The organism is Mesoflavibacter zeaxanthinifaciens DSM 18436, assembly GCF_000422365.1.
Taxonomy (GTDB): Bacteria; Bacteroidota; Bacteroidia; order Flavobacteriales; family Flavobacteriaceae; genus Mesoflavibacter; species Mesoflavibacter zeaxanthinifaciens.
On record NZ_AULQ01000001.1, the window covers coordinates 244,446 to 259,647 of the forward strand.

General features: G+C 30.9%; 15 protein-coding genes and 1 other RNA gene. 8 read left to right on the forward strand and 8 right to left on the reverse strand.

Translation table 11 applies throughout. The annotated features are described in order from the left end of the window. Positions 1–56: 56 nt before the first annotated feature. Positions 57–1,328, forward strand: coding sequence for a serine hydroxymethyltransferase (gene glyA, locus H574_RS0101185; protein ID WP_027878784.1), 1,272 nt, complete (start codon positions 57–59; stop codon positions 1,326–1,328). Between the two features lie 81 nt (positions 1,329–1,409). Here the strand turns inward: glyA and H574_RS0101190 are convergent, their stop codons facing one another. The 5 genes from H574_RS0101190 to H574_RS0101210 form a co-directional block, all read right to left on the reverse strand. Next, positions 1,410–1,613 (reverse strand): YgaP family membrane protein, encoded by a 204-nt coding sequence (locus H574_RS0101190; RefSeq protein ID WP_162138983.1) that lies wholly within the window; start codon positions 1,611–1,613, stop codon positions 1,410–1,412. A gap of 96 nt (positions 1,614–1,709) precedes the next feature. Next, entirely contained in the window at positions 1,710–3,269 is a 1,560-nt protein-coding gene (locus H574_RS0101195; RefSeq protein ID WP_027878786.1) for a hypothetical protein, read from the reverse strand. Between the two features lie 297 nt (positions 3,270–3,566). Further along, the gene (locus tag H574_RS0101200; protein WP_027878787.1) at positions 3,567–3,947 is read right to left on the reverse strand and encodes an acyl-CoA thioesterase; all 381 of its coding nucleotides are present in this window, start codon (positions 3,945–3,947) and stop codon (positions 3,567–3,569) included. 10 nt (positions 3,948–3,957) lie between these two features. Beyond that, positions 3,958–4,701: a carboxypeptidase-like regulatory domain-containing protein gene (locus H574_RS0101205; protein ID WP_027878788.1), complete on the reverse strand. Its 744-nt coding sequence runs from the start codon at positions 4,699–4,701 to the stop codon at positions 3,958–3,960. A 102-nt stretch (positions 4,702–4,803) separates the two neighbouring features. Continuing rightward, the gene (locus tag H574_RS0101210) at positions 4,804–5,838 is read right to left on the reverse strand and encodes a glutaminyl-peptide cyclotransferase (RefSeq protein WP_027878789.1); all 1,035 of its coding nucleotides are present in this window, start codon (positions 5,836–5,838) and stop codon (positions 4,804–4,806) included. Between the two features lie 88 nt (positions 5,839–5,926). Between H574_RS0101210 and ffs the strand changes: the two genes are divergently transcribed. The 3 genes from ffs (at position 5,927) to fsa (ending at position 7,672) form a co-directional block, all read left to right on the forward strand. Next, positions 5,927–6,025, forward strand: an RNA gene (gene ffs, locus H574_RS14520) — signal recognition particle sRNA small type. A gap of 87 nt (positions 6,026–6,112) precedes the next feature. Then, a complete protein-coding gene (locus H574_RS0101215; protein ID WP_027878790.1) occupies positions 6,113–6,913 on the forward strand; it encodes an SDR family oxidoreductase in 801 nt (266 codons plus the stop codon). Positions 6,914–7,018: 105 nt separating this feature from the next. Continuing rightward, the gene (fsa, locus tag H574_RS0101220) at positions 7,019–7,672 is read left to right on the forward strand and encodes a fructose-6-phosphate aldolase (protein ID WP_027878791.1); all 654 of its coding nucleotides are present in this window, start codon (positions 7,019–7,021) and stop codon (positions 7,670–7,672) included. An 84-nt stretch (positions 7,673–7,756) separates the two neighbouring features. On the opposite strand, the gene H574_RS0101225 is transcribed toward fsa, so the two are convergent. From H574_RS0101225 to H574_RS0101235, 3 genes are read right to left on the reverse strand one after another with little or no spacing between them, the layout of a single operon-like run. Continuing rightward, entirely contained in the window at positions 7,757–8,449 is a 693-nt protein-coding gene (locus H574_RS0101225) for a hypothetical protein (protein ID WP_027878792.1), read from the reverse strand. Positions 8,450–8,464: 15 nt separating this feature from the next. Then, positions 8,465–8,878: a DUF2452 domain-containing protein gene (locus H574_RS0101230; RefSeq protein WP_027878793.1), complete on the reverse strand. Its 414-nt coding sequence runs from the start codon at positions 8,876–8,878 to the stop codon at positions 8,465–8,467. A gap of 31 nt (positions 8,879–8,909) precedes the next feature. Further along, the gene (locus tag H574_RS0101235; protein ID WP_027878794.1) at positions 8,910–10,472 is read right to left on the reverse strand and encodes a protein adenylyltransferase SelO; all 1,563 of its coding nucleotides are present in this window, start codon (positions 10,470–10,472) and stop codon (positions 8,910–8,912) included. A gap of 169 nt (positions 10,473–10,641) precedes the next feature. Between H574_RS0101235 and H574_RS0101240 the strand changes: the two genes are divergently transcribed. From H574_RS0101240 to H574_RS0101255, 4 genes are all read left to right on the forward strand, one after another. Further along, positions 10,642–12,426: a helix-turn-helix domain-containing protein gene (locus H574_RS0101240; RefSeq protein WP_051169804.1), complete on the forward strand. Its 1,785-nt coding sequence runs from the start codon at positions 10,642–10,644 to the stop codon at positions 12,424–12,426. Between the two features lie 101 nt (positions 12,427–12,527). Continuing rightward, positions 12,528–13,610 (forward strand): serine hydrolase domain-containing protein, encoded by a 1,083-nt coding sequence (locus H574_RS0101245; protein ID WP_027878796.1) that lies wholly within the window; start codon positions 12,528–12,530, stop codon positions 13,608–13,610. Positions 13,611–13,619: 9 nt separating this feature from the next. Continuing rightward, complete coding sequence (locus tag H574_RS0101250; RefSeq protein ID WP_027878797.1) at positions 13,620–14,486, forward strand: SDR family oxidoreductase; 867 nt, start codon at positions 13,620–13,622, stop codon at positions 14,484–14,486. Beyond that, positions 14,483–15,100 (forward strand): CatB-related O-acetyltransferase, encoded by a 618-nt coding sequence (locus H574_RS0101255; protein WP_027878798.1) that lies wholly within the window; start codon positions 14,483–14,485, stop codon positions 15,098–15,100. The genes H574_RS0101250 and H574_RS0101255 overlap by 4 nt, the downstream gene beginning before the upstream one ends. Positions 15,101–15,202: the final 102 nt, after the last annotated feature.

Here is a 15,202-nt window from a genome sequence, read left to right on the forward strand (position 1 = left end):
TTATTTACAAGACATATTTCTTATTTTTGATAAATTTTTAACGAGTAACAAAAATTATGCAACGCGACGAACAAATATTTGAATTAATTGAAGCAGAAAAAGACAGACAGTTACACGGTATAGAGCTTATTGCTTCTGAAAACTTTGTAAGCGACCAAGTTATGGAAGCTGCTGGATCTGTACTAACTAATAAATACGCCGAAGGTTATCCTGGCAAGCGTTATTATGGTGGATGTGAAGTTGTTGATGAAGTAGAACAAATTGCAATAGACCGTGCTAAAGCATTGTTTGGTGCAGAGTATGCTAACGTACAACCACATTCTGGTAGCCAAGCTAATACAGCAGTTTACCATGCATGTTTAAAACCAGGCGATAAAATTTTAGGTTTTGATTTATCACATGGTGGACATTTAACACACGGATCACCAGTAAATTTTTCAGGTAAATTATACAACCCTGTATTTTATGGAGTAGAAGAGGAGACAGGTGTTTTAAATTACGATAATATACAAGAGATTGCTACCAAAGAAAAACCGCAATTAATTATTGCTGGTGCTTCTGCTTATTCTAGAGATATAGATTTTAAGCGTTTTCGTGAAATAGCAGATAGCGTAGGTGCTATTTTATTAGCAGATATTTCTCATCCATCTGGATTAATTGCTAAAGGTATTTTAAACGATCCTATGCCACATTGCCATATCGTAACTACAACGACACATAAAACATTACGTGGTCCAAGAGGCGGAATGATTTTAATGGGTAAAGATTTTGAAAATCCGTTTGGTATAACACTTAAAAACGGAAAACCACGTATGATGTCTTCTTTATTAGACTCTGGTGTGTTCCCAGGTAATCAAGGTGGACCATTAGAGCATATTATTGCTGCTAAAGCAATTGCTTTTGGAGAAGCATTAACAGATGACTTTTTACACTACATGTTACAAGTAAAGAAAAATGCAGCAGCTATGGCAAAAGCGTTTGTAGATCGTGGTTATAATATTATTTCTGGTGGTACGGATAACCACATGATGTTAATCGATTTACGTAATAAAAATATTACCGGTAAAGATGCAGAACAAGCATTGGTAAAAGCAGATATTACTGTAAACAAAAATATGGTGCCATTTGATGATAAAAGCCCATTTGTAACTTCTGGAATTAGAATTGGTACACCAGCTATAACCACAAGAGGCTTAAAAGAAGGCGATATGGAAGCTATAGTTAATCTTATTGATGAAGTAATTACAAACCACGAAGACGAAGATAAACTAGATACCATTGCTGTAAAAGTAAATGCAATGATGAGTGATTTACCATTATTTGCTTAAATAGATAATTTCGCTTTCGCGGAAAAAAAGCCAGCCAAATAGCTGGCTTTTTTTTATAAAATAAAATTTTATAAAGGTAAGTTATAGATAGTCTTCAGAGTCGTCATAAGTAGACATGTTAGTTGATTTGTAAAATGGACAAAAAGCTGTAACACTTGCAAATAAAAACATGGCTGAAACTACTATAATTATAAAAGCTATCGGACCATTAAATTCTCCTACATATAATATTGATATAAGCAATAAAACCACGATAAAACGAACTAATCTATCAAAATTGCTCATATTTCTTTTTAATTTTATCATCATTTAATAATTGAGGGTATTATTTAGTCCAAAACTAAAAGAAAAAACAAATACTATTTTATTCTTTCGTTCAATTTAGAAGATGATATGTTGAAATGCACCTAAGTCTGGATTATTGGTTCTATTAATCCCCAAAATGTCATTTGGGACTTGCGTAGCAAACGTAGCATTACCTTGACCATTTGCTGCAGAGTTTTCACCAATAATTAAATCGTTTTCAAAAGGTGCTCTAAAATTAGGATCTTCGTTAAAAATGATGTTTTCGTAGTGATTAATATTGTTGAAATCGTAATTATCACCATCAAAATTTCCGCTAGAATTATCAAATCGTAATAAGCAGTTGGTTAATTTAAAATTAAAAACTACGCTTGCGTCTTCAATTTCATCTACAATTAATTCTGGATTGTCGTTACCGTAAATAATACAGTTGTTAAAATTGGCTTCGGTTAAATCTGCTATTGTTGCAGAGTTATCTGCGTTAATTACAAAGTTATTAATTAGTAATGCAGGAAATTGTCTAAAACTGCTATCCCAATAATTAGCAATCGTACTATGTGTTACGTTGTATTTTCCTCCTAAAGTTGCGCCAAAACTAGCTTGACCAGAATTGTTGATGACTAAATTTTCGGCGTTTATTGATGTGTTTCTTCCTAAAATACCAAAAGTACTAGAGTTATAAATCTGCGAATTGGTAATGGTTAACTTGTTAATTGGTGTGTCTGCATTTGGGTTAGCATCAGATAAAATACCAACCGTACCATTTTTGATAGTTGCGTAATTTATGATGTTATTTTGGCTGTCTTCAAATAGCCAAATTGTTCCCCATTGTCCTGGTACATCAGTATAAATTGGCTCTAAACGGTCGCCTTCAAAAATAACTTCGTTTTCTAAAAGGTCTTGGTCATTACTTAATGCACCATTTACATTTAAAGAGGCATTTTCTTGAACAATTAACCCAGAATTGGCATGAAAATGCACACGTGTACCAGCTTCTACAGTTAAGGTTTCGCCAGCTGGTACAGCTGCGTAACCGTAAATAACGTAGGGTTTTTCATTAGTAAAGGTTAATTCTTCAGGTAATAACTCGCGACCTTGCAAGTCAGTTTCAACCGGTTGTCCATCAATAGTTAGGGTTAATGTTTCTACAATTTGAGTAGTTTCATCTCTATCAGGGTAAATAAAAACAGCGTCTTTTATTAAGGTTACTAAATCTACGTCTTGCTGTAAATTGCCTGCGTCAAAAAGGATTTTGTCGGTGTATAAAAATTCAAAATCTGTTGCCATATGATTTTGAATATCTTCGGTAATTTCGATAAAAACAAACATGCTGTCTCTTGCTAAAATTTCGACATTCTCAAAGTTTTTTCCAGCCATTCCGTCTACGTTTAATCGGTAACCAGATGTTTCGCCATTTTCTAGTCTAATGTTTGGGACGTAGATGTCTTCATCTGAATTATTATACACTTTTAAAGTGTAAGTACTTGAGCCAATGTTGGTAAAAACAGTGTCTAAATACACAGTGTCCTTAGAGAAACTTAAATTACCATTGCTTGGTTGAAAGTCAAAATCTTTACGACAAGAACTCCACGTTAAAATGAAAATAAAAAGTGTAGTAAAATAGAGTAGGCGCTTCATATAATTGGCAGTTATCCTTTTATTAGTTGACTAAAATATAACTTTTTTAAAGGCTATTTAGTATGTGTGTTTAAAATTATTAAAATCTATTATAGAATTTCTTGAAAACCTTCAATTTGAGTGAATTTTACGATTAAAAATGGGAAAAGTTGAATAGAGAATAGAGTTTTTTAATTCAAACAAGTTCTCGATACAGTTTTTCGTACCTCAAAACCACTCGAACTGACGCTTAATTATTATTTTGAAATCAAAATGAACAACAGGTTTAAACTGACAAAAATTAATTCATGCTTTAAATTAAAATAGGTCGATAATTTCTTGCGGAATTCGGTTTGGTTTTAAAGTTTTACTATTCATAAAACACCATTTGGTTTCAGAATAGGCGCAAAGTTTTTTATCCACTAAAATCTCTACAATACGTATAGAAAATAAACCTTCACAAGATTTTACATAGGTTTTTAGTGTTACGGTTTCTCCTAATAGAATTTGATGTTTATATTCAATGTTGTGAGATAACATAACCCAAAAATACTGGTCTAAAACAGTTGTTGATACTTCGGTTTCCCAATGCGAAATAGCAATATCATTAACCCATTTTACATATCTAATGTTATTAACGTGGTTATTTTGGTCTAAATCCTCTTTGGTAACTAGTATTTGTTTTTGATGAATTTTCATAACGCTAAAATTAGTCTTTCTCTTTATAAGCTTTAACTATAGCGTTAAATTCTTTTGCAGATTGCACTAAATATTCGATTAAATACACTTCTTTTTCTGGTTTTAATAGCTTACTATCTATATACGAAGCTTCTATGTATTGAATAAATAAATCCTGTTGATGATTTTGTATTTTTAATGTGTTTTTGAAGAAGAATTGATCTAGTGTTTTAGAGTTTTCAAAGGTTGAAATTAACTCTTCGTAAGTAGCATATTGTATAGGTTGTTGTTTGTTTTTATTTTTAAAAAGTTTACCAATCATATTAAAGACTTGAATAAAATCTATACCACCATCATTTAAATTTCCATATAAATGTGGATTGTTTTTTATGTCTTCTAATATTTGATTATGTAAATTAGTTTCTACTTCTTCTATAGTTGCTAATTTAGGCAAGTGTTTTTCTTTTAAAACAACTTCTTCTAATTCGTTATTAATTTTTTTTAATTCGATTACAAATGTATCATCTGTATGCGAAGCATTAATAATTAAAGTTTGTTCGTGATAAAAGATAGAACTAAAATGTAATGTGTCATTAACTTTTGCTGGAATAGTAAATTGTCCTTTTTTATTAGAAACCGTAAACTTTTTTGTATTGAGGTTTACAATCTTAATATTTTCTATTGCAGCAATAGAGTCGTAAACTATTCCATTTACTTGTTGAGCATTAGCAAAAAAACAAGTAAAGAGCGTTAGTATGAAAGCAAAATACCTCAATAGACTTTAGGTTAGTTAGTCCATCAAAAATAGAATTATTGCCTAGCTAATTTTAAAAATTATAAAACTTTAACGCTTTATTTTTAAATGTTTAACAGTGTTTTACTGGATGATTTTTACCTCAAACAACTTATCCCAACGTTTACCAGTTAAGAAAAAAGTTTTGGTTTCTGGGTTGTAGGCTATACCGTTAAGCGTATTTTCGTCTAAAGAAAAATTGTCTATTTGATCTGTTAATATTTTGCAGTCTATTACAGCATCTACAGCGCCATTTTTTGGATTAATTACAGCAATACCTTTACGTTGCCAAATGTTTGCATATATTTTATTATTAGCCCATTCTATTTCATTTAAACGACCAATTTTTCCTTTAGCTGTACATACTTGGATATGGTCAGTTTCTACCAAAGTTTCAGGGTTTATAGTCCAAATCAAACTTGTACCATCGCTTTTGTAAAGCTGTTTACCGTCATTACAAAATCCCCAACCTTCTTTACTTTTACCGTAATTAAAGCTTCCTGTTTTTTCTAAAGTTTCTGCATTATAGGTAAATCCTTTTTTTGCCATCCAAGTTAAATGGTAAACTTTATTATTTAAAATAGTTAAACCTTCTCCAAAAAAAGCATTAGGAATACTTATTTCTTGTAAAACATCACCAGTTTTATAGTCAATTTTTCTAATTTTAGACTCACCGCGTTGTCCAGTACTTTCATATAAAACGCCATTATTAAACTCTAATCCTTGTGTAAAAGATGTTTTATCATGTGGATAGGTGTTTAATATTTCAACTTTATAAAATTTAGGATTTTTATCATTTAATATTGAAATAACTTCGGTTACTTCAACAGTTTCACCATCAAAATTTACAGTTGCTGTAATGGTATGTTCACCTAATTTAAAATCTGATAGTGGTTGATTTTTAGAAATTGGTTTACCATCTAAAGAAAAATCTACCGAAGAAATTTCAATATTTTTTGGATTAATAAGAGCGACTTCTAGCGTTTTATCAATGCTAATTGTGCTGTTTTCTGTATTAGTTTTTATAGATAAACTCTTTTTTAGGGTTTCTACGTCTTCACCACAAGCCGTTAATAAAACGGTTAAAATTATGATTGTAAGCTGTTTAAGTGTATTCATTTTAAAAAGAAATTATTCAGCAAGTTATTTATTAAAATTCATTATAAAAAATCATTGTGAAAAAATTAAAAGTGTGTATCTTTGCAGCCGGCAAGTCCTACACAACCAGCTCCTGCTGAATCCTCCAGGTCGGGAACGAAGCAAAGGTACGCGGTCGTAGCGGTGTGATGTAGGTAGCTTGCCTTTTTTTGTACCCAAAACTTAACGTTTTAGAGTTAAGATTTTTTAAATTCGCTTTACTTTTATTTCAAAATTCAAAACTTATTTTTCTACAATGTCTAAAGTTATATTAATTACAGGAGGATCTTCAGGAATTGGTAAATCTATAGGTGATTTTTTAACCCAAAAAGGGTACATTGTTTATGGTACCAGTCGTAATCCTAAAAATTATACTAATAGTAATTTTAATTTGGTTGCTTTAGATGTTAATAATACAGCAACTATCAACGAAGCTGTAAAAACCGTTATTGACGCCGAAGGAAGATTGGATGTTTTAGTTAATAATGCAGGAGTAGGTATTACTGGAGCTATAGAAGAAATACCTGCAGAACAAATACAGCATAACTTTAATACTAACTTTTTTGGGCCAATTAATGTAATAAAAGCGGTATTGCCACAAATGCGAAAGCAGCAATCTGGTTTAGTAATTAATATTACATCTATTGCTGGTTATATGGGGTTACCTTACAGAGGAATTTACAGTGCAAGTAAAGGTGCTTTAGAGATTTTAACAGAAGCATTTAGAATTGAAACTAAAGACTTTGGAGTCAAATTTACAAACATTGCTCCAGGAGATTTTGCAACTAATATTGCTGCAGGACGTTATCATGCACCAGTATTAAAAGACTCGCCATATACAAAATACCCAAATGTATTAAAAGACATAGATGAAGATGTAAGTAGTAGTGGATCACCAATTGCAGTTGCCAAAAAAGTACATGAAGTAATTAATACTAAAAATCCCAAAATACATTATAAAGTAGGTGCTTTTATGCAGAAGTTTTCTATTGTATTAAAGTTTTTACTTCCAGATAAAATGTACGAAAAATTGCTTTTAAACCATTACAAGCTTTAAGAAGATAAAATGTTAATATTATTTAATATTAAATTTTAATCAACATGTATTAAAGTTGTACTTTCGTAAGCACAAATTATACACAACTAATAAATACTATTTAAAATGAAATTTTTTATTGATACTGCCAATTTAGACCAAATTAGAGAAGCGCAAGATATGGGTATTCTTGATGGTGTTACTACAAACCCATCTTTAATGGCTAAAGAAGGTATTACAGGTCATGATAATATCTTAAAACACTATGTAGATATTTGCAATATTGTAGATGGAGATGTAAGTGCAGAAGTTATATCTACAGACTTTGAAGGTATGGTAAAAGAAGGTGAAGCTTTAGCCGAATTACATGACCAAATCGTTATCAAATTACCAATGATTAAAGATGGTGTAAAAGCTTGTAAATATTTTAGTGATAAAGGAATTAAAACTAATGTAACATTAGTATTCTCTCCAGGTCAAGCTTTATTAGCAGCAAAAGCAGGAGCGACTTATGTAAGTCCGTTTATTGGTCGTTTAGATGATATTTCTACAGATGGATTAAACCTAATTGCAGAAATTAGACACATCTTTGATAACTACAATTTTGATACTGAAATTTTAGCAGCTTCTGTACGTCACACAATGCACGTAATAGATTGTGCTAAGATTGGTGCAGATGTAATGACAGGACCATTAAGTTCTATTGAAGGTTTACTAAAACATCCTTTAACAGATAGTGGTTTAGCTAAGTTTTTAGAAGATTATAAAAAAGGAAACTAGTTGTATTACTAAAACAGAATAAAAAAGTCCTAAGCGTTTTACTTAGGACTTTTTTTATTGAATATCGTAAACTTGCTTGAATAATTAAATCAACAAACCTCTTTCAAAATTATTCAAATTAGGTTTTAAACCAAGGAGTGATATTTTTCCTAATTCTACTATGTCTATCCATTTCTTATCATTCAGAATCGCGCTGTGACTATAATCATTATTGTTAGGAGGCTTATATTCAGAAAGAAGGTTATGCCATTTAGAAATTGAATCGTACTCTTTTTGTGTAACAAATCCCCATTTAATGAATTTTTCATAACCATCATCCAAATCTAAATCATCAAAATAAGAGCACATAAATTCTACAAAAGAATAATATATATTTTTGTTATCTTGGTTAAGCCAAGTTTGTTTTTGATATTCTAAGTTAGTCAAATCCTTAATAATCAAAATCCAATTTTTTCTCCAGGTTTCTATTTCTAAAATAGGATTAAAAATGTTTATGTTTTTAGGTATTCTTTTTCTAAGAATAAATCCATTAATTTTTCCATCTAAACCCTTACTTTTATATCTTAATTTAATGTATGGTCTTGCGCCATCATTTGGAAGAAAAGATTCTCTTAAATAGCTCTTTTCATGTCTATATAATTCTCTAACGGTTCCATTTTCTTCAACAAAGACATATTCAAATCTATCTTTATCTTTTCTTAGCGGAATAAAGTACAATACGTAAACAGATACAATTATAATAATTAATGTGCCTAAAATCCATAGTAATAGTATCATTATAAAAGATGTTTTCTAATCTTTATTAATTACTTTTTTCCACATGTGTTCAGAATTAAGATAAAAACTACCTACAAAATCAAAATTACATTCCGAAGGAGCAATTATTGATAAAAACGGTAAGTTGTTTTTATCTCTGTACAAGTGATAAACTTCACCTAAAATAGGCTCGAAATTAAATTTAGCATTATAGACAAGATTATTATATTCAAGCTCTTCCATCATTCTATCATATTCTGCTTTAAGCTCTAAATATTTAGCCTTAATTTGTTTATTGGCTTTATGTATGTTTTTATTCTTCCAAGTAATATTTTCTTTTACAACAATAGCTGGCGCGCCAACATTGGTTGCATAAGGTTTTAATGCAGCATCATAAGAATTTGTGTCAGTATTAAACACTACATTATCAGGTTTTTTCTCTGTAGACATTGCTAATTTCTTTTATGCAAAGATACTAATTTTAAGAGCTACAAGATAGCATAGAACAACCTACTTTATGTCTTGCCCATTCAGGTCGTTTTGCAAACCATTTTTCATGTTCTGGCTGCTCTGTATAAGGTTGTTTTAGAAGATTGAACAACTCGTGGATTACGTTATAATCATCTTTATTAGCATCATCAATTGCTAATTGTGCCATATAATTTCTTAAAACGTATTTTGGGTTAATACTGTTCATGTATTCTTTTCTCGCTTTCGCGGAAATTGTCTCACGCTTTAATCGTTCAGCATAGGATAAAAACCATAAGTTCCATCGTGTTTTAATGTCTTCTGTAATTGTTTTTGGTGTATAAAATGCTTCAGAAATTAATTGAAATCCTTCCGAATGTTTTTCAGCATCAAAATCTGCTAATAACCTAAAAAAGATGGTAAAATCAGTTTCAGTAAGTTGTAAACAATCTTCTAACTCTTGTATCAAAAAGGAGTCTTTTTCATCTTTCAATTGTAATCCTAGTTTAGAACGCATCATAGCTTTATAACGTACTATTTTTTGTTCTCCAAAGTTGCCTAAAATAGCCTCAAACCCTTCAGCTTCATTTACTAAAGGATATAAAGCATTAGCAAGTTGAAATAAATTCCAATGTACAACATCTACTTGTGCGCCATAACGGTAACGTTTGTGTTGTGCATCTGTGGTATTTGGTGTCCAACCAGGCTCGTAACCTTCTAGCCAACCGTAAGGTCCGTAATCTATGGTTTGACCTAAAATGGACATGTTATCGGTGTTCATCACACCATGAACAAAACCAACGCGTTGCCAATGGATGACCATATCAAGACTTCGGTTAGCTACTTCATTAAAAAACTTTAAATAAACGTCTTTACTCGGTTTTCCTAAGAAAGAATAATGTGTATTAATGGTATAATCTACAAGCGTTTTTAAGGTTTTGAAGTCTTGTCTTGCTGAGAATATTTCAAAATTACCAAAGCGTAAAAAGCTTTGCGAGACACGACAAACAATTGCACCTTTTTCATATTCTGGATTGCCGTCATATAATTTATCACGCAACACTTGGTCGCCAGTAAGCGCTAAACTTAAAGCGCGGGTTGTTGGTATGCCTAAATGGTGCATTGCTTCACTACATAGATACTCGCGGATAGAGCTTCTTAGAACAGCCAATCCATCAGCACTTCTGGAATAAGGCGTTTCTCCAGCACCTTTTAATTGTAATTTCCAGTTAGTGTTATTGTGTTCAACTTCAAATAAATTTATTGCTCTACCATCGCCTAATTGTCCTGCCCAATGTCCAAATTGGTGTCCGCCATAACACATGGCGTAAGGTTTGGTATTTTCAAGAATTTTATTTCCTGTAAAAATGTTTAGAAACTCTTCAGTATTTGCGTCTTCAGCAGTTAAACCTAAGATTTCTAATACTTCTGGAGATACATGAATTAGCTTTGGATGAGATGTTTTTTTTGGTGAAACAAAGCTGTAACACGCTTCCTTTACTTGTCTACGACTGTTTTCTGTTTTAGAATCTGCAGGAAGTTGATTTATAAAGCTATTTTTTATGTTGAATTTCATTAAACCTTTTCTTTTTCAATACAAAGATAAGGATTGTTTATTTGCTTCTTTAATTAACTAACCACATTAAATTGTTTTAAATTTTATAATAAACTAACATATTAAAGCCTTAATTTATTAATATTGTTTATTGATTTTTATTTAAAATAATTAGAGTTCATTACAAATAATGATAGATAATAAGTCTATAGCTGTTCTACCTTTTGTCAATATGAGTAATGATATTGATAACGATTACTTTTGTGACGGAATTACAGAAGAAATTATTAATGCTTTAACCAAAATTAAAGGTCTAAAAGTAATTGCTAGGACTTCTTCTTTTGCTTTTAAAAACAAAAGCATTGATGTTAGACATATTGGTAGTCAATTAAGTGTAGCAACCATCTTAGAAGGTAGTATTAGAATATTTAAAGATAGAATACGCATTAATACCCAGTTAATACGAACAGATGATGGATTTCAAATTTGGTCACAAAATTTTGATAGAAAATTAGATCATATTTTTGAACTTCAAGATGAAATAAGTTTAATTATAGCAGAACAGATTAGGGAAAACTTTGGACACTTACATATACATAATCATATATCTATAATTGGAACTAAAAATATTTATGCTTATAAATTATATTTAAAAGGTAGAGCTTATCAACTTAATTGGGTTTTAGAAGATTATCTTAAAGCAATAGATTATTATAAAAAAAGTATAGCAGTTGATACAAATTTTTATGATGCTTACTTTGCATTAAGTAGATCCTATGGTATTTTATCTAGTTGGGGATTTATAGATAAAACAGAAGGAGAAAGATTAGCTAAAAATTATTTAAATAAAGGCTTAAAAATTAATTCATCATCTTATTTAGCATATTTTTCTCAATCTTCATTAAGTTTTTGGAACCAATGGAATTACACTAATGGCATAAATTTATTAAAAGAAACATTACATAAAAACCCAAACTATGCTATAGCTTATGAGGGTATTGCCGAAATATATATGGCTACTAATCAGTTAGAAAAAGCTTTACTAAATATTAATAAGGCTATAGAAATTAGTCCATTATCACCTAATCATCATTTTACTAAAGGAAATATTTATTTTCTAAAAAAAATGTATAACGAATCTATTTTACATTTAAATGAATGTTTAAGAATAGATCCAAATTTTAGTTTAGCAATTGAAACTAAATTAGCATGTTATATATTTTTAAACGACGTTTCAAAATTTGAAAATTTTATAGCTGTAAAGCCACAAATAAATTATCCTGAAATTTGCAAAGCGTTATTTAGTTTGATTAATAAAAAACAATTAAAAAGACCTATTGACATTGCCACTATTGATATAGATGAAAGTTTTAAATATATATATCCTTGGCATTTTTATTTACTGATACATTATGGTAATACAGAAAAAGCACTAGATGTTTTTGAAGATAAAATGAAATTAAAAGTAGGTCAATTAGTTAATTTTCAATTAGATCCTTTTTTAGATTCTTTGAGAGAAAACAAGCGCTTTCAATTAATAACAAAACAAATTATTTCTTCAGAATCATTCTCAGAACACAAAGAAGTTATAAATAAAATTGAAAGAGAAATTTCAAAACCTTTTAATGATTCTGAGATCAAGGAGTATAAGTTGATTTTAGAGAATTTTATTAAAAAAAGTAAGCCATTTTTAAATCCAAATCTTTCATTAAAAGAACTAGGTGAAAGTATTGATTTACATCCTAATAAATTGTCTTGGTTACTTAATACTGAATTCAATAAGAATTTTAACGATTTTATAAACTACTTTCGTCTCAATCATTTCAAAACTATAGCCTTAGATCCTAAAAATTCTCATCTTACTATTCTTGGGTTGGCTTTTGATAGTGGTTTTAATTCTAAAAGCGTATTTAATACATACTTCAAAAGAGCCGAAGGTATTACACCTAGAGTTTGGATGAAGCAAAACTTGTAGTAAATTGTAATCAGTTCGTTTCAGATTATAATTTAGCACGATTCATAACTGTTTATACTTCAATTTTGCAGTATCAAATAATCAATTAAAAACGAACAGTTATGACAACCTTACACAAATTATTAGTCGCTTTAGCCATTAGCATGGTCATCCTTTTTACATCATGTTCAACAGATGATGAGAACAACACAGCTTCTATTAATTACACAACTGCTGAAAATTTATTAACCGATATCAACTTTCAAGGCTATGCTATTATCACAAAAAATGGAAACGATTTGGTGCGCCAAGGTTTTGGCTTAGCCAATGAAAACACAGAACTTCCTCAGGATTACGAATTAGCTTACCGCATTGGTTCGGTATCTAAAACATTAACTGCAGCTGCAATTATTCAGCTAAAACGCGATGGTTATATTTCTAATTACAACCAAACGTTAAACGAATTTGATCCAGAGTTTCCAAATGGAAATCAAATTAGTATCGCACGACTTTTATCGCACCAATCAGGTATTCCAGATTACCAATTTGTGGTTGAAGATGCTGCAGCACAAGGAAGCTTTTTTGATGAAGAAGACATCTATGAAGTGATTATGGAACTAATTACAGAAAACGGACTCAACTTTACACCAGGCGCAGGGAAACAATACAGTAACTCTAACTACCTTATTGCTGCGTTGTTGGTTGAAGAACTTACAGATATGTCGTATCACGAGTACATTCAGCAAAATATTTTTAATCCTTTGCAAATGACAAACACTTACAGAGGAACAGATCATATTAACCCAAATACACATGCTGAAGGTTACAAGAATGGTAACACAAATAGCACTTACCCTATGGCTATTGCTTTTGGTGCAGGAGATTTTAGTAGCACACCAAAAGACATGGAAACTTGGACAAATGCGGTAAAGACGAACTGGTTTTCGGCTACGGAAAAAGGCGACATATTCGCTCAAGATGTACCAAGTGGTTATGTTGACTTTGGTTTAGGTTGGTTTACAACACAAGAAGGCAATATAACTCTTTATTGGCATGGTGGCGATATCAATGGTTACTGGAGTATGATTGGCTTTATACCAGAATACGATGCTACAATTGTATTATTGAGCAATAAGCAAGATGATACTGGCACACAACGTAATACTATTATTGAACAACTATTAACAAACGAGTTTAACCAATAAAATACAGCCATGCAACATACCAACGTTTTATTGGCAGGTGCTACTGGTTATCTTGGTACACATTTATTAAAGGTTTTAATAGAAAAACAAAACCAGGTGGTTGCTATTGTCCGTAAGTCAAATCAGATTGATAATCCTAATGAAAACTATCTGGAAATTAAGCACGCTGAAGTCACCAAACCCGAAACTTTACGAGACATTTGTAAGGGCATAGATACGGTTATTTCTACCGTTGGTATTACGAGGCAAAAGGATGGTTTAACTTATATGGATGTCGATTATCAAGCAAATATAAATTTACTTGAAGAAGCTAAAAAGTCTAGTGTAAGCCACTTTGTTTATGTGTCTGCTATTAATGGCGATAAACATCGACATTTGAAAATTTTTGAAGCCAAAGAAAAGTTTGTTGATGCTTTAAAAACATCAGGATTGAACTATACCATTGTTAGACCTAACGGATTTTTTTCTGATATGAAAGGTTTTCTGCAAATGGCAAAATCAGGTCGTGTGTATTTATTTGGATCAGGAAATCAAAGATTCAACCCAATTCATGGTGAAGATCTAGCAAAAGCTATTGTCGATAACTTAGAAGATTACAACAACGAATTAACCGTTGGAGGTCCTGATATATTAAGCTTAAATGATATTAGTAAACTCGCACTGACTTCATTAAACAAGTCAATAAAAATAACGCATTTACCAGATTGCTTAAGACGATTCACCATTTGGACTTTAAGAACATTTACCAGCGTTAAAACCTATGGTCCTATTGAATTTTTCTTAACCTTAATGGCTGAGGATAATATTGCACCTACCTATGGTAATTATCATTTAAAAGACTATTTTAGAGAAGAAGCTAATACACTAGAGATATGAATATTCCGGATCCAAATACCGTTTTTCCTTTAGCAAATTACGATAAGTTATGTTTTTTAAAAAACTACATCAACAATCCTAATATTGAGGTTGGTGATTACACCTATTACGACGATTTTGAAGATGTTTCTAACTTTGAAAAAAACGTCAAATATCATTTCGATTTTATAGGCGATAAACTCTTCATTGGTAAGTTTTGCATGATTGCTTCTAGTGCAACTTTTATTATGAATGGAGGCAATCACTTAACTGAAGCCACATCAGCCTATCCGTTTGCCATATTTGGAGGTGCATGGAAACATGCTATGGATGGTAAAAGTTATCAAACCAAAGGTGATACCATCGTTGGTAATGACGTGTGGATTGGTCACAATGCTACCATAATGCATGGTGTAACCATTGGTGATGGTGCAATAATAGCAACAAAAGCAGTGGTTACAAAAAACGTAGAACCCTATACTATTGTTGGCGGAAATCCTGCTAAACCTATTAAAAAACGTTTTTCAGATGACATTATTTCTAAATTATTAGAACTTAAATGGTGGGATTGGGATATCGAGAAAATCACTAAACATGTAGATAAACTCACGTCGCATCCTGAAACGTTGTTTTAAAATAAACTTTAAAAATTAATTAAAGGTTTAGCTCTAATTGTGTTAAGCCTTTTTTTTATTCAAATACTTCAAATTGAATAATAAGTACTGAATTTCAAAAAG